We start from the raw sequence: 15,965 nt of genomic DNA on the forward strand, positions 1-15,965 counted from the left end.
GGGGTGGTCCATTGACGCGAACGGGGTGGGAGCGGTCGTAGACTCGACAGCGATGAATGCCTCGAGTGTGACCCTGGACGACATCGTTGCCGCGCATCGGCTGCTGCGTGATCGCAATCCGCTGGTGCAGTGTCTGACCAATACGGTGTCAGTGCAATTTGTCGCAAATGCCCTGCTCGCGGCAGGTGCGGCTCCGGCGATGGTCGACAATCCGGAGGAAGCGGCCGGCTTCGCCGAGATCGCCGACGCGGTGCTGGTCAATCTCGGAACTCCGACGGCGGCGCAGGTGGAAAGTTCTCGTCTGGCGTCCGCTGCCGCGCGAGCAGCGGGGAAGCCGTGGGTACTCGATCCGGTGGGCGCGGGCGGTCTTCCCTGGCGGACTCAGGTGGCCGTCGAGCTACTTGCCAACCGGCCCAGCGTCATCCGTGCGAATGCGTCCGAGGTGATGGGGCTCGCGGGCGCCGAGGGTGGTTCGAGAGGCGTGGATTCGTCTGCGCACGTTGCGGATTCCGTCGACGCGGCGCGTTCTCTCCTCGACCGCGCCGAGGTCGTAGCGGCCTCGGGGGAGGTCGACCACATCTTCGCGCAAGGCTCGACGGTGAAGGTCGGCGTCGGAAGCGCACTGCTGCAACGAGTTACAGCCACCGGATGCGCGTTGGGTGCGCTGACGGCGGCGTACTGCTCCGTTTCTCCGTCTGCGTTGATCGGTGCCGTCGCCGCGCACGCGCACGTGGCGGCCGCGTCGGAGGTTGCGGCTCGGTCGACGTCGCGTCCGGGTACCTTCGCCGCTGTATTCTTGGACGGACTCGACGCGGTGGACGAGTCGGCACTGCGGGAATTGGTTCGGCTCGACTGACGAGTGCAACTGGCGCTCCACTCTGTGGCGGCTTCCGCTGAAATACCGCGTACCGGGCGGGGAGTGGAGCAACAATCGCCTGCGCCGTGAATGTAACGACCCCTTGATCGAAATGTGATGTAACGGAACGCGTTTGCGAGTGGACATACCTGACGTCGGGCAAATCGAACCAGGTGGTCTTCATGAAACGACTTCTGCTCCTCGCAGTCGGTGCAACAGCTCTCGTCGCGTGCGGCGGATCGGAGCAAGGAACGCCGTCGGCAGCACCGTCCTCGGCCGTTCCGACGACCACAGCGACGAGCTTGGCACCGCTGACACCCGCCCCGGCCACCGTGACCGAGGGAGCGCAGCCGCAGCGAACGCCACCGGAGGAGGCCAGCGACCTGGTCCCCATGGGTCCGTCGGAAGCCGAGCCACTGTGCCTGGATCTGACGTGGGGGCCGGTACCGCAGGCGGTGGACTCGCTGCCGCTCGTGTTCGCAGATTCACCGTGGGTCGCCACCGACATGGGCGATCCCTGTGCGTCGTTCACCTGGGTCGAAGCCCTCCCGTACGGCGCGACGGTCAGCTCGCCGACGCATCTGCTCTTCTTCCACGACGCCGAGTACCTCGGCACCGCGACGCTGGAGCCGTACGGGTTCACGTCGGTGGCGGCACAGTCCGCCGACACGATCACAGTGAACTACCGCTGGCCACTCGCCGGTGACGCCAATGCGAACCCGACCGGCGGACCGGCGACGATCGACTACCAGTGGGACGGAACGCAAGTGACCATGATCGGCACCCTCCCGCCCGAGGTCACCGGCTAGATCGAGATGGACGATTCCTCGGGGAGTTCGCGGATTTCGGCGTCGGACATGTCCTTGAAGCGGCCGTAGTAGATGCCCCTCGCCTGTTCCGCGACCACGGCCTGATGGATGGGGAAGGCCATTCTCGGTGCCACCGCACGCAGGAACTCGACCGTCTCGGACAGCTTCGACCACGGTGCGGCCGCGGGCAGTGCCAGTACCTCGACCTGTTGCTCGGGAACGAACAACGAGTCACCGGGATGGAACAGTTGCCCCGGGTTCTCGGGAGTGCCGAGAAGGTAACCGGTGTTGTCGATCTCCGGCAGTTCCGGATGGATGACGGCGTGCGTGCCGCCGACTCCGGTGACGGTGATGCCGCCCACGGAGAAGTCCTTGCCCGCCGGGGCCGCGATCCATTTCCCTCCGAGCTGGCCTGCCGTCATGGGATCGGCATGCAGCTCGGCGCGGGGATTGGCGTCGAGAAGCGCGGGAAGTCGCTGCAGATCAACATGATCCGGGTGCTGGTGAGTGACCAGGATGGCGTCGAGTCCGGTGATGCCCTCGAATCCGTGAGAGAACGTGCCGGGATCGAACAGCACCGTTGTGCCGTTGAGTTCGACCAGAACGCAGGAATGTCCGAAGTGTGTCAGCCGCATGCACTCCACAGTAAGCGCGGTTTCGCTCCGCTGGCCAGGGCTGCGTAGACTCCCACCTGCCGGTAACTGTCTTGCTGTACGTATTTCAAGGAGCGCTTTCGTGGCCCGAGTCGTAGTCGATGTCATGCCCAAGGCCGAGATTCTCGATCCGCAGGGTCAGGCCATCGCAGGTGCGCTGGGCCGGCTGGGAATCTCCGGTGTGTCCGATGTGCGTCAGGGCAAGCGCTTCGAGCTGGAGATCGACGATTCCGTCGACGACGCCGAACTCGAGAAGATTGCCGAATCGCTGCTCGCCAACACGGTGATCGAGGACTGGAAAGTGACCCGCATCTCATGAGCGCCCGCGTAGGAGTCATCACGTTCCCCGGAACTCTCGACGACGTCGACGCATCCCGCGCCGTGACTCTCGCCGGCGGCGAAGCCGTCAGCCTGTGGCACGCCGACGCCGATCTGAAGAACGTCGATGCCATCGTCGTCCCCGGCGGATTCTCGTACGGCGACTATCTGCGAGCCGGTGCGATCGCCCGCTTCGCTCCCGTGATGGAGTCAGTGGTCAAGGCGGCAGAGGGCGGGATGCCGATCCTGGGGATCTGCAACGGTTTTCAGGTGTTGTGCGAGGTCGGACTGCTTCCCGGAGCGTTGACGCGCAACGAGGGCCTCCATTTCGTGTGCCGCGACCAGTGGTTGAAGGTCGAGAATGCCGGCACGGCATGGTCGTCGCGATACGAGCAGGATGCCGAGATCCTGATTCCGGTCAAGAACGCCGAGGGCCGATTCCAGGCATCGCAGAGCGTGCTCGACGAGCTCGAAGGTGAAGGCCGCGTCGTGTTCCGCTACAGCGGGAGCAACCCCAACGGGTCGCAGCGCGGTATTGCCGGAATCTCGTCGGCAAACGGTCGGATCGTCGGCCTGATGCCCCATCCCGAGCACGCCACCGAGCCGTTGACCGGCCCGAGCGACGACGGGCTCGGCATCTTCTACTCGGCACTGGACGCGATCGTCAACGCCTGATCTTCGTGTCGGTGGGTGGGTCTAATCTTCCGCCATGACACTGACCCTGGGCATGATCACGTTCGATTCCACCGACCCGGGCCCGCTCGCTCGCTGGTGGGCCTCACAGGTCGACGGATCGATCGTCGAGGAGAACGACGGCTGGTTCTACGTCGTCGCCCTCGCTTCGGCCCCGTATCGACTGGCCTTCCAGAAGGTCGACGACCCGTCGCCGGGTAAAAATCGCGTCCACCTCGACGTGACGACCGAGAACCTCGACGACGAGGTCTCTCGGCTGGTCGAGTCGGGTGCGAGCGAGGTCGAGCAGCACACCATGGGTGACTTTCGCTGGGTGACGCTGAGCGATCCCGACGGCAACGTGTTCTGCGTATCCGGGGCGCACTGAGCTGCAGATGCCCGCCCAGTCGTGGGTAACGCTCGTCGTTGGCGTTCTGGCAGTCGTCGGGGTCGCTCTCATCACCAGCACTGAACGCAAGGTGCTGCTAGCCGTGCGGGCCGGTCTGTACGTCGCGCACTGGCGCAACCACGCGAAACCGAGGACACTGACGGCGAGAGCGAGCAGGAGGACCCGCGATGACCACCACCGACGAACGCAACATCAAAGCACCACGGCCAACGGTCGCCGCTGCCGCTGCCCGCGCGTACATCACCATGGCCGAACGCGATCATCAACCCGTACCCGACTGGATTCGCGACGCTGCAGCGGGACGACCGACCATTCCACCGCCTGAATAGCGGGTCTGTCGGCATGTGATCGCAGTCAGGCCGCGCGTGCGCGTAGTTCGGTCAAAGCTGAGGTGAAAATTCCCGTAGGCCCGTGCGTCACGTCGCAATACTCGCCGTCTCGCCAGAAGAACACCGAGCGCGACAGTGGGCTCGGTGTATCGCGAGAGAACACGTCGGCCAGCTCGGCGAGCGCGGTGGCTGCGGCGACTGCGTCGTCGGCGTCGCGGGGGCGGTGAAAGGCGAATTCGTACGCGTTGGGGACGGCGAAGAGTACGCCGTACAGGCATTCGCCCAGATGCGACGAAATCAACGTGGTCATATCGGCGATCTTCGACGCAAGATAGATCGAATCGCCGTCGAGCACCTCGATGCAGACCCCCTCGCGTTCGAGCAACTGCGCTCCCTCGAACTCGATCGCCGCAGTGTTCTTGCGACCCGCAGCCCACGCAGCGTCGATGTCGCGCCCCTCGAAGTGACTGTCGGACAACGTCAGAGCTCGATTCGGAGACGACAGATTCAACACCCGCCTCGGCGCATCGGGTGCCGCGAGCAGGGGAACCGAATAACTGTACGAACCCATCGATTCCAACACGCACGGCGCGACGACGCGTTCACGGAGTTTCGAATGGAACTCGTCGTCGGACAGGCCTGCGATGAACGCCGGAGCGGACTCGCGCATCGCCTCGATCATGACCTGGACATGGCCGCCGATGATGCCGTCCCACGCCGACCGGGGCGCACCCGAGCAGCGGGCGAACACGTTGTCGAGCGGGAAGCGTGCACCCGACTCCGCACCGAGCGTGGTCGCATCCTCACGGTGCACCACCATTCCGCGGGTACGAAATGCTTCGATCGTTTTCATTCGAACGATGGCGAGTGTGGTTGCGTGAGCGACGTGTTGGTTCGGTGTCGGCTCGATCTTCATGTTTCTCCCCCGGTCGGTGTGTGCTCTCGGGGTGTTCGACGCGGCGGCTGACACAATGGTTCCCATGTCGTCCTCTGCCTCTGCTGCCGGTCTCTGCAACTTCGTCGACGTCTCGCCGTCCCCGTTCCATGTGTGTCGGACGGTGTCGGTGCAGCTCGAGGACGCCGGATTCGTGCGTCTGGACGAGACCGATGCCTGGCCGACCGAACCAGGCCGCTACTACTTGATCCGCGGCGGTTCTCTCGTCGCGTGGAGCACCGAGCACATCAATTCGGGTCGTTCCGCAGGCTCCACTCCTGATGGCCCCTTCCGCATCGTCGGTGGACACACTGACAGTCCCAATCTTCGGGTGAAGCAGCATCCCGATCTCGAATCGGCGGGTTGGCAGATGGTCGGCCTGGAGCCGTACGGTGGTGCCTGGCTGAACTCCTGGCTCGATCGCGACCTGGGTATCTCCGGCCGGCTCAGCGTGCGCGACGGCAACACCGCTCGCGAGGTGCTCGTCAAGGTGGACGAACCGATCCTGCGAGTTCCACAGCTGGCGATCCACCTGTCCGAGGACCGCAAGGGCGTCACCCTGGACCCGCAGCGACACGTCAATGCCATTTGGGGCGTGGGCAATTCACCGAAGTCGTTCATCGCCTACGTCGCCGACCGCGAAGGCGTCGATCCCGGTTCGGTGCTGGGCTGGGAACTGATGACACACGATCTCGCGCCCAGTGCCGTCGTGGGCGTCGAATCCGAGTTGGTCAGTGCGCCGCGTCTGGACAACCAGGGCACCTGTTACGCCGGAACGCAGGCTTTGCTTGCGGCAGTGGAGAATCCGACCGACGTCACTCCGGTGCTGGCACTGTTCGACCACGAGGAAGTCGGCAGTATGTCCGACCGCGGCGCGTTCTCGGACCTGCTCAACACCGTGCTCGAACGCATCGTGCTCGGGCGCGGCGGCGGCCGTGAGGAATTTCTGCGCACGATGGCCGGATCCATCTGTGCCTCGGGCGATATGGCGCACGCGACGCATCCGAACTACCCGGATCGTCACGAGCCTGCACATCGCATCGAACTCGGCGGCGGACCGGTACTCAAGGTCAACCAAAACCTGCGCTACGCAACCGATTCCGCCGGTGCCGGTGCATTCGCACTGGCCTGCGAGCAAGCCGACGTACCGTTGCAGCGCTACGTCCATCGCGCGGATCTACCGTGCGGATCGACCATCGGACCGATCACCGCGTCGCGCACCGGGTTGTCGACGGTCGACGTCGGCGCAGCGCAACTCGCCATGCACTCGTCCCGAGAGTTGATGGGAGCCGGCGACGTGAAGGCATACGCCGACGCGTTGGCGGCTTTCCTCGCTCCTGCCTGAGCCCGATCGGCGGCGCAAACGCGCGCGCAGTTGTCAGGTGCGCGCGGATTCGTGCCCGATTCCGGGGCTGTTTCGCTCGCGTTCGGCAAACGCGCGCGCGTTTGCGAAATCCGGGGGGTGAACCAGCGACCCGGAAGCGAACCCGAGACCAGCGACCCGAGGACCTAGAGCGGATCGAGTTGCAGGCAGGCGTCGGCAGCGAGCCAGAACAACTGTTCGCGCACCGTTGTTGCCTTGGTCCAGCCGCGGTGATCCCAGTCGGCGGCCAGGGAGTCTCCCGCGTAGAGGAGTTGCGCGAATCGGACTCCGCGGAATCGGGCGACTGCGCAGAAGGCCGACGCTTCCATGTCGACCGTTCGGCAGCCTTCGTCGACGCGGCGCGAGACTCGGCCGCGGGTCTCGCGGTAGAGCGCGTCGGTGGTCCAGGAGCGGCCGGTGACGAAGTCGATGCCGGCGTCGGTGAGTACCGATTGGAGTACGGCGACGCCTGCGGGATCGGCGTCGACCACTCGACCGGGTGGCAGGTAGTGGAACGAGGTTCCTTCGTCGCGCAGGGCGCTGTCGACGACCATGACGTGTCCCATGCCCAGGTCGTCGGACAGCGCCCCGGCACCGCCGACAGCAACGAACTGTGTGCAGCCCATGGCGATGGCTTCTTCGAGGAACAGTGCGGCCAGTGGCGCTCCGACGCCGGGATGGAAGACGGCAAGTTTCTGTCCGCCTCGTTCGATCTCGTAGACGGGGTGTTCGCCGTGCTCGGAGCGCATGATCGACACCACTCGGGCGTCGCCTTTCGCGCAGATGCTCTCGATCACCTCGGCGAAGAAACAGACGACGGCTTTCGGCGGTACGTCGACTCCCTTGGCCACCATCGACGGGTCGATGACGCCCGTTTCGTCCAGATCGTCCTCGGTCAGTGCAATGTCCATCAGGTGATGTTCGCACGAGGCCGATACGTCCGATGCCGTACATGTCGGCGGCACCTTATAGACTCTCCCTGGCATTTCGCTCCATCGAAGGGACCTATTCCTCGTGTCCGCTAGCTCTGTACCCACAGACACTGTCTCGAACGCCGTCGCCACCCCCGACGTTGCGCAGCCGTACAAGGAACTCGGACTCAAGGACGACGAATACGTCCGCATCAAGGAAATCCTCGGTCGTCGGCCCACGGACGCCGAATTGGCGATGTACTCCGTCATGTGGAGCGAGCACTGCTCGTACAAGTCCTCGAAGGTGCATCTGAAGTACTTCGGCGAGACCACCACCGACGAGATGCGCAAGCCGATGCTCGCCGGTATCGGCGAGAACGCGGGCGTCGTCGACGTCGGCGACGGCTGGGCCGTCACGTTCAAGGTCGAGAGCCACAATCACCCGTCGTACGTCGAGCCCTACCAGGGTGCGGCGACGGGCGTCGGCGGCATCGTCCGCGACATCATGGCCATGGGCGCTCGCCCGATCGCCGTCATGGACCAGCTGCGATTCGGTGCTGCCGATGCACCCGATACGCGCCGTGTCCTGAGCGGCATCGTCGCAGGCGTCGGTGGGTACGGAAACTCCCTCGGCCTACCGAACATCGGCGGCGAGACGGTGTTCGACGCCTCCTACGCCGGTAACCCGCTGCTCAACGCTCTGTGTGCCGGCGTCATGCGGGTCGAGGACATGCACCTGGCGTTCGCGTCGGGCCTGGGCAACAAGATCATTCTGTTCGGTGCACGAACGGGTCTCGACGGCATCGGCGGTGTGTCCGTGCTCGCGTCGGAGACGTTCGACGGCGACGAGACCGGTGGGGGCCGCAAGAAGCTTCCCGCGGTTCAGGTGGGCGACCCGTTCACCGAGAAGGTGCTCATCGAAGCCTGCCTCGAGCTGTACTCGAACAAGTTGGTCGTCGGCATCCAGGATCTCGGCGGTGCCGGATTGTCCTGCGCCACATCGGAACTCGCGTCCGCCGGCAGTGGTGGCATGCACATCGAGCTCGACAAGGTGCCGATGCGCGCCACCGGCATGACTCCGGCCGAGGTGCTCTCGAGCGAATCCCAGGAGCGCATGTGCGCCGTGGTGACCCCCGAGAACGTCGACGCATTCATGGCCGTCTGCAAGAAGTGGGACGTCCTGGCCACGGTCATCGGTGAGGTCACCGACGGCGAGCACCTCCAGATCACCTGGCACGGCGATACCGTCGTCGATGTACCGCCGAAAACCGTTGCGCACGAAGGCCCGGTGTACAACCGTCCGGTGCAGCGTCCGGATACCCAGGACGCGTTGATCGCGAACAGCACGGCGTCGCTGAAGCGTCCGGAAACCGCGGACGAGCTGAAGGCCACTCTGCTGAAGATGATCGGCTCGCCGCAGCTGTGCAGCCGTCGATTCATCACCGAGCAGTACGACCGCTACGTCCGCGGCAACACCGTGCTGGCGGAGAACGCCGATGCAGGCGTCATCCGCATCGACGAGAAGACCGGTCGCGGAATCGCTTTGGCCACCGACGCGTCGGGCCGCTACACCGCACTCGACCCGTACCAGGGCGCGCAGCTGGCTCTGGCCGAGGCGTTCCGCAACGTCGCGGTCACCGGCGCCACTCCCAAGGCCGTCACCAATTGCCTGAACTTCGGTTCGCCGGAGGACCCGGGTGTCATGTGGCAGTTCCAGCAGGCCGTACGCGGTCTGGCGGACGGGTGTGTCACCCTCGGCATCCCGGTCACCGGCGGCAACGTCAGCTTCTACAATCAGACCGGCGCGGAGCCGATCCTGCCGACCCCCGTGGTCGGAGTACTGGGCGTCATCGACGACGTCCATCGCCGCATCCCGACGGGACTCGGCCTCGAGCCCGGCGAGACACTCATCCTGCTGGGGGAGACCCACGACGAGTTCGACGGGTCCATCTGGGCGCAGGTCGAGCACGATCACCTCGGCGGCGTTCCGCCGAAGGTCGATCTCGCTCGGGAGCAGTTGTTGGCAGACATCCTGCTCGCATCCTCCCGCGACGGCCTGGTCTCGGCTGCACACGACCTGTCCGAGGGTGGTCTCGCTCAGGCCGTCGTCGAGGCAGCATTGGCCGGCGAAACCGGGTGCCGCATCATCGTTCCCGAAGGCGCAGACCCGTTCGTGACCTTGTTCTCCGAATCCTCCGGCCGGGTGCTGGTCGCCGTGCCGCGCACCGAGGAGACCCGGTTCACCGGCATGTGCACCGCACGCGGACTTCCGTGGGCGCGCGTCGGCGTCGTCGACGAGGGCTCGGATTCGATCGAGGTCCAGGGACAGTTCTCCGTGCCGATGACGGAACTGCGAGAGACATTCGAGAGCACTCTTCCCAGACTCTTCGGCTGACCGAGGTGGGGGGACAGGTATCGGAGCGTCGAAGGGGGACCGAGCCCACACTCGAGCAGGATCAGCATCATCGGTATCACTTTCCGACGGTGGAGTTCTCGGCTCCGTCGCCGGAGAAGCATCCGTTCGTCATGTGGTCGTGGGGCCTGCTGCGTCTGGACTTCACCGGAATCGCGTTCAGCGCGTTGTTCTTCTGCTGGTCGCTGACGCCGTCGCTGCTGCCTCGTGGATGGCTGTTCCAAGGCATCATCGGCGGCATCAACTCGGCTATCGGGTACGCCTTCGGGGTGGCCGTGGGATGGGCGGTGACGCGATGGTGGCTGTCCTCGCGTTCGTGGTGGCCATTGCCGCGCAAGGTCGAACTTGCAGTCAAGGTCGTCGTACTCGTCGTCGCCGTCGCTGCGTCGATGATCATGCTGGCGGTCTCGGCGCAGTGGCAGCGTGAACTCGCCGCGCTCATGGACGCGGAGGGGACCACCACGACGGGGTACCTCCGCACCGGAGCGTTGAGCATTGCCATTGCCGCACTGCTCATCTCGATCTCGCGGGTGCTGCGCGACGTCGTCCGATTGCTCGCCCGTCAGATCAATCGCATCGTCAAGATGCCACGCGAGGTGGCCAACGCACTCGGCGTGATCGTCCTGGTGGTTCTGGTCGTCGCCCTGGTTCAGGGTGTGCTGCTGCGTGCGGTCTCCGAGGTGACCAACTCGGTGTTCAGTCTGCAGAACAACGAAACGCGAGAGGGCACAGAACAACCCGTCGCCGACGAGAGGTCGGGTAGCCCGAACTCGTTGGCACCGTGGGACACACTCGGATTCGAGGGTCGCAACTTCGTCTCCAGCGGCCTGCGAGCCGACGAGATGGAACGGGCCACCGGACGTCCGAGCCTCGAACCCATTCGGGCCTACGCCGGACTGGAAACCGCGGAGACTCAGGACGAACGACTCGACATCGTCGTCGCCGAACTCGAACGCACCGGCGCGTTCCAGCGCAAAGCCCTCATCGTCGTGCCGACCACCGGCACCGGCTGGGTCAACCCCACCGCCGTCGAGGCCGAGGAGCTGATGTTCGACGGCGATGTCGCCACCGTCGCCTCCCAGTACTCGTATCTGCCGAGTTGGATCTCGTTCATCGCCGAGGGCTACAAAGCCGCCCAGGCAGGCAAGGCGCTGATCGACAAAGTGCACGACCGGTGGCTGCAGGAGCCCGAGGCCACCCGCCCCAAGTTCTACGTCTACGGCGAAAGTCTGGGGACGAAGTCCGGTGAAGGCGCGTTCGACGGGTTGGCCGACATCCGCGCCACCACCGACGGCGTCCTGTGGGTGGGTCCGCCGAACGACAACCGCATCTGGAGTCAGTTCGTCAGCAGGCGTGATCCGGGCAGCCCCGAAGTTCGGCCGGTGTACTCCGAGGGCCTGACGGTTCGCTTCGCCGACAATTCGTCGGGCATCCCGCCGGAAGACCAGCCCTGGTACGCCCCGCGCATCCTGTACGTCCAGCATGCGTCGGATCCGGTGGTCTGGTGGTCACCCGACCTGCTGTTCGAGCGCCCGGACTGGCTGTCCGAGCCGCCGGGGCCGGACCGACTGCCGAGCATGCGTTGGTTCCCGGTGGTGACCTTCTGGCAGGTGGCAGCGGACCTGACCAACGCAGCAGGCGTCCCCGACGGCCACGGTCACAACTACGGAACCCTCGTGCTCGACGGCTGGGTGGCCGTCGCCGCTCCCGAGGGGTGGACCGACCGCGACACCGAACGAGTGCGCGGCGTCATGGAGCAGTTCGCCGGACGTGACGGTCCCGAGAAGTGAGAACCGCTCTGGCAACCGGAGTGGAGCCTGCGGAACGACCCATTCTGACCGGACTCGTGACAACGGCGTGGAGCACGTACGTGCTGCCTGCGGCCGGGCTCGGAGCCCGTGGGCGGGCAGTGGCCAACGCGTCGTTCGCCGTCGCTGTGGCTGCGGTGTCGGGATCGAATGCCGAACGGCTGGGCCTGCGTAACGCCGCATCCGGGCTGAAATGGGGTGCGGCTGCGGCAGCCCTACCCGTCCTGGGGTCTGCGGTGGTGTCCGCCGTACCCGCACTGCGTCGACGCGTCCGACCGTCCGAGGACGATCTCGCCGAATGGGTGCTGTTCCGAATTCCGGTGGGGACGGTGCTGACCGAGGAGCTGCTCTTCCGCGGTGTGCTCGATGCGGCATCGCCGGCCCTGTCGCCGGTCTTCTTCGGACTGTGGCACATTCGTCCCGCCCGCGCCGCCGGGGATTCGGTGGCCGGGACCGTCGCCGCGACGACCGTCGCCGGGGTGGTGTTCTCGTGGCTGCGGGCACGCAGCGGCAGTGTGCTCGCCCCTACTGCGCTGCATTACGCACTCAACGCGAGCGGTGCCGTGTTGGCGCATCTCGCGGCTACCGAACGTGAGAGGAGCTGACCGGAGATGCCACCGCACAAGGAGGTCGGTCCCGCCGAGGTGCGCGAGGCCGTTCTGGCCGTCGCCGACTGGATCCGAGGTGAGGCCGAGAAGCCGCCACGCGCGCAGATCGCCGCCGCCGTGCGCACCACCGCCAGAACTCTCGGTCAGAACGCACCGGGGTCGTCGGTGGAGGTGCGGGTGCCGCCGTTCGTCGCGGTGCAGTGCATCGTCGGGCCCCGGCACACCAGAGGAACCCCGCCGAACGTCGTCGAAACCGATGCTCTGACATGGCTTCAGGTGGCCACCGGGACCCGAGATTTCGCCGAGGCGCTCGGCGACGGCTCGATCGATGCGTCCGGCAGTCGGGCCGCCGAAGTGGGTCGGTGGTTGCCGTTGCTGACCATTACCTGACCGCCGGATTTCAGCGGCCGTTCGACCGTCGGGAATCTCCTGGACACACGATGCGTTGCGTCAGCCCGTGTGCCCGTAGACTGGGCACGGCCCCCCGCCCCGGACCCCCTAGGGAGCAATGCCCGTGACCAACGCCGATTTGTCGGTCGACAGTCCGAATCTTCTGGTAGGCAAACCCATCGACGAGCCGGAGAACGAGCCGCGCGAAGAGTGTGGAGTGTTCGGTGTGTGGGCACCGGGCGAGGACGTGGCCAAGCTCTCCTACTACGGCCTCTACGCACTGCAGCACCGTGGTCAGGAAGCCGCAGGCATCGCGGTGTCCGACGGCTCCCAGGTGCTCGTGTTCAAGGATCTCGGCCTGGTCAGTCAGGTGTTCGACGAGCAGACGCTCGGCGCGATGCCCGGGCACGTCGCCATCGGTCATTGCCGTTACTCCACGAGTGGTTCGGTGACGTGGGAGAACGCGCAGCCGATCTTCCGTACCACCACTGCCGGTACCGGTATCGCGCTCGGGCACAACGGCAATCTGGTGAACTTCGCAGAACTCGCCACCAAGGCTCGCGATGCGGGCCTGATCAGCGATCGGTTGCAGGGCAACGGGACGTCGGATTCCGATGTCGTGACGGCACTGCTGGCGCACAAGGCCGCCGACTGCACCATAGAGCAGGCGGCGATGGAATTGCTGCCCCTGCTCAAAGGCGCGTTCTGCCTGACCTTCATGGACGAGCACACCCTCTACGCCGCGCGTGATCCACACGGCGTTCGGCCGCTGTGCCTCGGTCGCCTCGATCGCGGCTGGGTCGTCGCCAGCGAGACCGCAGCACTCGACATCGTCGGTGCGGCGTTCGTCCGCGACATCGAGCCCGGCGAACTGTTGGCGATCGACGCCGACGGCGTTCGGTCCTCGCGTTTCGCTGCCCCCGAGCCCAAGGGCTGCGTGTTCGAGTACGTCTATCTCGCACGGCCCGACAGCGTCATCGGCGGTCGCTCGGTGCACTCGACTCGGGTGGAAATCGGACGTCGTCTCGCCAAGGAGCACCCGGCCGAGGGTGATCTGGTCATCCCGGTGCCCGAGAGCGGAACTCCGGCAGCCGTGGGCTTCGCCCAGGGCTCCGGAATCCCGTACGGCCAGGGGCTCATGAAGAACGCGTACGTGGGCCGCACGTTCATTCAACCGTCGCAGACCATTCGGCAGCTCGGTATCCGGCTCAAGCTCAACCCTCTCAAAGAGGTCATTCGCGGCAAAAGGCTCGTGGTGGTGGATGATTCGATCGTTCGCGGCAACACGCAGCGGGCGCTGATCAGGATGCTGCGCGAGGCCGGTGCCCTCGAGATCCACGTACGTATCGCGTCCCCGCCGGTGCGGTGGCCCTGCTTCTACGGCATCGACTTCGCTTCTCCCGCAGAGCTGATCGCCAACGGCGTCGATTCCGAGGACGGAATCCTCGAAGGCGTCCGGCAGGCCATCGGTGCCGACTCGCTGGGCTACATCTCCATCGACGGCATGATCGCGGCGTCGGAGCAGCCCGAATCGCGCTTGTGTGCAGCATGTTTCACCGGGAAGTACCCCATCGATCTGCCCGCGGACAATGCACTAGGCAAGCACGTGCTCGAGGGTCTGCTGGCGTCGGCCGCTGGGCAACCGGTGGACAACGACGCGAATGTGAGCGCTCTCAGCCGTCCTTGACCTGGTCTTTTCCGTTAGGGAACAGCAGGGTTTTCTCAATGCCACATATTGGAAACAGTCCATCGGTACTGTCCCGAGTTACATAGGACACACCGATTGGATAGAGGCTCAGATGACCCTGTCGCCCGACGACGGACGCATGCAGCGCTACAGCGCCGCATCACGAACGGCTGTGCGTAAGCACGGCAAGAAGACCGCCGCAGTGGCCGCACTGTCGGTACTTGCACTGACCGCCGCAGCGTGCGGCTCGGGACGCACCGACGCCGGTGGATCCGGCGACGGCGGCGGTGAGACCATCACGGTCGGCACCACGGACCAGGTCACCTCGCTCGACCCGGCCGGCTCGTACGACAACGGATCGTTCATGGTGATGAACCAGACGTATCCCTTCCTGATGAACTTCGCTCCCGGTAGCTCCGAGCTCGAGCCCGATGCGGCCGAGAGCTGCGATTTCGCGGAGCCGACCGTCTACAAGTGCACGCTCAAGGACGACCTGAAGTTCGCCAACGGCAATCCGCTGACGAGCGAGAGCGTCAAGTTCTCGTTCGACCGCATCGTCGCGATCAACGATCCGAACGGTCCGGCGTCGCTGCTGACCAATCTCGACAGCATCGCGACACCGGACGAGAAGACCGTCGAGTTCACCCTCAAAGCGGCCAACGATCAGACGTTCCCGCAGATCCTCGCGACACCCGCGGGCCCGATCGTCGACCAGACGGTGTTCCCGGCCGACAAGGTGCTCGACGACGACGCAGTGGTTGCGGGCAAGCCGTTCGCCGGCCCGTACTCCATCTCCAGCTATGGCAAGAACTCACTCGTCAGCTTCGTGGCCAACGGTGACTACAACGGCATTCTCGGCACCCCGAAGACGTCGTCGGTCAACGTGAAGTACTACACCAGCTCCGACAACCTGAAGCTCGATGTGCAGAACAAGGCCATCGATGTGGCATGGCGTTCCCTCACCCCGACCGACGTCGAATCGCTGGGAGCCGTCGACGGCCTGACGGTGCACGAGGGCCCCGGCGGCGAGTCCCGCTACATGGTCTTCAACATGAACACGATGCCCGGCAACACCCCCGAGCAGAAGTTGGCCGTACGCAAAGCAATTGCTGCCTCGGTCGATCGCCAGGCGCTCTCCGACGGCGTCTACAAGGGCACCTACACCCCGCTGTACTCCGTGGTGCCGACCGGTCTGGAGGGTTCGAACAAGGCCTTCTCCGACGTCTACGGTGAGACCCCCAACAAAGACGAGGCTGCCGGGTTCCTCTCGGCCGCAGGCGTGGCCACTCCGATCCAGCTCAACCTGCAGTACAACCCGGATCACTACGGCTCGAGCTCGAGCGAGGAGTACGCCGCGATCAAGAGTCAGCTCGACGCGACGGGCTTGTTCAATGTGAACCTGCAGTCCACCGAGTGGAGCACCTACACCAAGGAACGCGTCGCCGACGCGTACCCGGTCTACCAGCTCGGCTGGTTCCCGGACTACCCCGATGCAGACAACTACCTGACGCCGTTCTTCGGGCCGGACAACTTCCTCCAGTCGCATTTCGAGAACCCGGAGATCACGTCACTGCTCGACCTCGAGCGCACGACGGCCGACGAGAACGCACGGATGCAGATCATCGGACAGATTCAGACCGAGCTCGCGACCAACTACCTGCCGACCCTTCCGCTGTTGGAGGGCAAGCAGATCGCCGTCGCCACCGATGAGATCAGCGGTGTGGACGAGACCCTCGACGCCTCGTTCAAGTTCCGCTTCGTCACTCTCGCCAAGAGCTGACCGGTGCCCGCTACCGCACAGACGC

The 15,965-nt window shown here is 65.3% G+C and carries 16 protein-coding genes; 13 read left to right on the forward strand and 3 right to left on the reverse strand.

The genetic code is table 11. The features are described from left to right. Positions 1–52 precede the first annotated feature (52 nt). Positions 53–856, forward strand: coding sequence for a hydroxyethylthiazole kinase (thiM, locus tag J1M81_RS20265; protein WP_206498718.1), 804 nt, complete (start codon positions 53–55; stop codon positions 854–856). A 182-nt stretch (positions 857–1,038) separates the two neighbouring features. Next, on the forward strand, positions 1,039–1,665 hold the full coding sequence (locus tag J1M81_RS20270) for an LppP/LprE family lipoprotein (protein ID WP_094718476.1): 627 nt from the start codon (positions 1,039–1,041) through the stop codon (positions 1,663–1,665). On the opposite strand, the gene J1M81_RS20275 is transcribed toward J1M81_RS20270, so the two are convergent. Then, on the reverse strand, positions 1,662–2,300 hold the full coding sequence (locus J1M81_RS20275) for an MBL fold metallo-hydrolase (RefSeq protein ID WP_206498719.1): 639 nt from the start codon (positions 2,298–2,300) through the stop codon (positions 1,662–1,664). The two genes, J1M81_RS20270 and J1M81_RS20275, sit on opposite strands and share 4 nt — an antisense overlap. A 100-nt stretch (positions 2,301–2,400) precedes the next feature. Between J1M81_RS20275 and purS the strand changes: the two genes are divergently transcribed. The 4 genes from purS to J1M81_RS20295 all read left to right on the forward strand — a co-directional run bounded on the left by purS (position 2,401) and on the right by J1M81_RS20295 (position 4,046). Further along, complete coding sequence (purS, locus tag J1M81_RS20280; RefSeq protein WP_032371340.1) at positions 2,401–2,637, forward strand: phosphoribosylformylglycinamidine synthase subunit PurS; 237 nt, start codon at positions 2,401–2,403, stop codon at positions 2,635–2,637. Beyond that, the gene (gene purQ / locus J1M81_RS20285) at positions 2,634–3,311 is read left to right on the forward strand and encodes a phosphoribosylformylglycinamidine synthase subunit PurQ (protein WP_027495839.1); all 678 of its coding nucleotides are present in this window, start codon (positions 2,634–2,636) and stop codon (positions 3,309–3,311) included. The genes purS and purQ overlap by 4 nt, the downstream gene beginning before the upstream one ends. A gap of 34 nt (positions 3,312–3,345) precedes the next feature. Continuing rightward, complete coding sequence (locus J1M81_RS20290) at positions 3,346–3,696, forward strand: VOC family protein (protein WP_032381631.1); 351 nt, start codon at positions 3,346–3,348, stop codon at positions 3,694–3,696. A gap of 188 nt (positions 3,697–3,884) precedes the next feature. Then, the gene (locus tag J1M81_RS20295) at positions 3,885–4,046 is read left to right on the forward strand and encodes a hypothetical protein (RefSeq protein ID WP_155419088.1); all 162 of its coding nucleotides are present in this window, start codon (positions 3,885–3,887) and stop codon (positions 4,044–4,046) included. A 25-nt stretch (positions 4,047–4,071) separates the two neighbouring features. Here J1M81_RS20295 and J1M81_RS20300 read toward each other — a convergent pair whose 3' ends face one another. Continuing rightward, positions 4,072–4,899 carry a hypothetical protein gene (locus tag J1M81_RS20300; RefSeq protein ID WP_206498720.1) on the reverse strand — a complete coding sequence of 276 codons (828 nt, stop codon included), beginning with the start codon at positions 4,897–4,899 and terminating at the stop codon, positions 4,072–4,074. A gap of 118 nt (positions 4,900–5,017) precedes the next feature. On the opposite strand from J1M81_RS20300, the gene J1M81_RS20305 reads away from it, so the two are divergent. Beyond that, positions 5,018–6,325, forward strand: coding sequence for a M18 family aminopeptidase (locus J1M81_RS20305; RefSeq protein WP_205025402.1), 1,308 nt, complete (start codon positions 5,018–5,020; stop codon positions 6,323–6,325). Between the two features lie 164 nt (positions 6,326–6,489). On the opposite strand, the gene J1M81_RS20310 is transcribed toward J1M81_RS20305, so the two are convergent. Then, positions 6,490–7,254: a nucleoside phosphorylase gene (locus J1M81_RS20310; RefSeq protein WP_230595212.1), complete on the reverse strand. Its 765-nt coding sequence runs from the start codon at positions 7,252–7,254 to the stop codon at positions 6,490–6,492. 103 nt (positions 7,255–7,357) lie between these two features. On the opposite strand from J1M81_RS20310, the gene purL reads away from it, so the two are divergent. The 6 genes from purL (at position 7,358) to J1M81_RS20340 (ending at position 15,940) form a co-directional block, all read left to right on the forward strand. Continuing rightward, the gene (purL, locus tag J1M81_RS20315; protein ID WP_032367486.1) at positions 7,358–9,649 is read left to right on the forward strand and encodes a phosphoribosylformylglycinamidine synthase subunit PurL; all 2,292 of its coding nucleotides are present in this window, start codon (positions 7,358–7,360) and stop codon (positions 9,647–9,649) included. Between the two features lie 131 nt (positions 9,650–9,780). Then, positions 9,781–11,457, forward strand: a complete 1,677-nt coding sequence (locus J1M81_RS20320; RefSeq protein WP_241258332.1) for an alpha/beta-hydrolase family protein — start codon at positions 9,781–9,783, stop codon at positions 11,455–11,457. Continuing rightward, the gene (locus J1M81_RS20325) at positions 11,454–12,080 is read left to right on the forward strand and encodes a CPBP family intramembrane glutamic endopeptidase (RefSeq protein ID WP_283348733.1); all 627 of its coding nucleotides are present in this window, start codon (positions 11,454–11,456) and stop codon (positions 12,078–12,080) included. The genes J1M81_RS20320 and J1M81_RS20325 overlap by 4 nt, the downstream gene beginning before the upstream one ends. A gap of 6 nt (positions 12,081–12,086) precedes the next feature. Further along, positions 12,087–12,473 carry a sterol carrier family protein gene (locus J1M81_RS20330; protein WP_205025401.1) on the forward strand — a complete coding sequence of 129 codons (387 nt, stop codon included), beginning with the start codon at positions 12,087–12,089 and terminating at the stop codon, positions 12,471–12,473. Positions 12,474–12,597: 124 nt separating this feature from the next. After that, the gene (gene purF, locus J1M81_RS20335) at positions 12,598–14,160 is read left to right on the forward strand and encodes an amidophosphoribosyltransferase (protein WP_032367510.1); all 1,563 of its coding nucleotides are present in this window, start codon (positions 12,598–12,600) and stop codon (positions 14,158–14,160) included. Positions 14,161–14,299: 139 nt separating this feature from the next. Continuing rightward, on the forward strand, positions 14,300–15,940 hold the full coding sequence (locus J1M81_RS20340) for an ABC transporter substrate-binding protein (RefSeq protein WP_027495847.1): 1,641 nt from the start codon (positions 14,300–14,302) through the stop codon (positions 15,938–15,940). Positions 15,941–15,965: the final 25 nt, after the last annotated feature.

The organism is Rhodococcus sp. KRD175 (assembly GCF_017168275.1).
Lineage (GTDB): Bacteria > Actinomycetota > Actinomycetes > Mycobacteriales > Mycobacteriaceae > Rhodococcoides > Rhodococcoides fascians.

Coding starts and splice junctions, on each gene's coding strand:
- thiM (WP_206498718.1), top strand. CDS start 53: ATGAATGCCTCGAGTGTGACCCTGGACGACATCGTTGCCGCGCATCGG.
- J1M81_RS20270 (WP_094718476.1), top strand. CDS start 1,039: ATGAAACGACTTCTGCTCCTCGCAGTCGGTGCAACAGCTCTCGTCGCG.
- J1M81_RS20275 (WP_206498719.1), bottom strand. CDS start 2,300: ATGCGGCTGACACACTTCGGACATTCCTGCGTTCTGGTCGAACTCAAC.
- purQ (WP_027495839.1), top strand. CDS start 2,634: ATGAGCGCCCGCGTAGGAGTCATCACGTTCCCCGGAACTCTCGACGAC.
- J1M81_RS20290 (WP_032381631.1), top strand. CDS start 3,346: ATGACACTGACCCTGGGCATGATCACGTTCGATTCCACCGACCCGGGC.
- J1M81_RS20295 (WP_155419088.1), top strand. CDS start 3,885: ATGACCACCACCGACGAACGCAACATCAAAGCACCACGGCCAACGGTC.
- J1M81_RS20300 (WP_206498720.1), bottom strand. CDS start 4,899: ATGAAAACGATCGAAGCATTTCGTACCCGCGGAATGGTGGTGCACCGT.
- J1M81_RS20305 (WP_205025402.1), top strand. CDS start 5,018: ATGGTTCCCATGTCGTCCTCTGCCTCTGCTGCCGGTCTCTGCAACTTC.
- J1M81_RS20310 (WP_230595212.1), bottom strand. CDS start 7,254: ATGGACATTGCACTGACCGAGGACGATCTGGACGAAACGGGCGTCATC.
- J1M81_RS20320 (WP_241258332.1), top strand. CDS start 9,781: ATGTGGTCGTGGGGCCTGCTGCGTCTGGACTTCACCGGAATCGCGTTC.
- J1M81_RS20330 (WP_205025401.1), top strand. CDS start 12,087: ATGCCACCGCACAAGGAGGTCGGTCCCGCCGAGGTGCGCGAGGCCGTT.
- J1M81_RS20340 (WP_027495847.1), top strand. CDS start 14,300: ATGCAGCGCTACAGCGCCGCATCACGAACGGCTGTGCGTAAGCACGGC.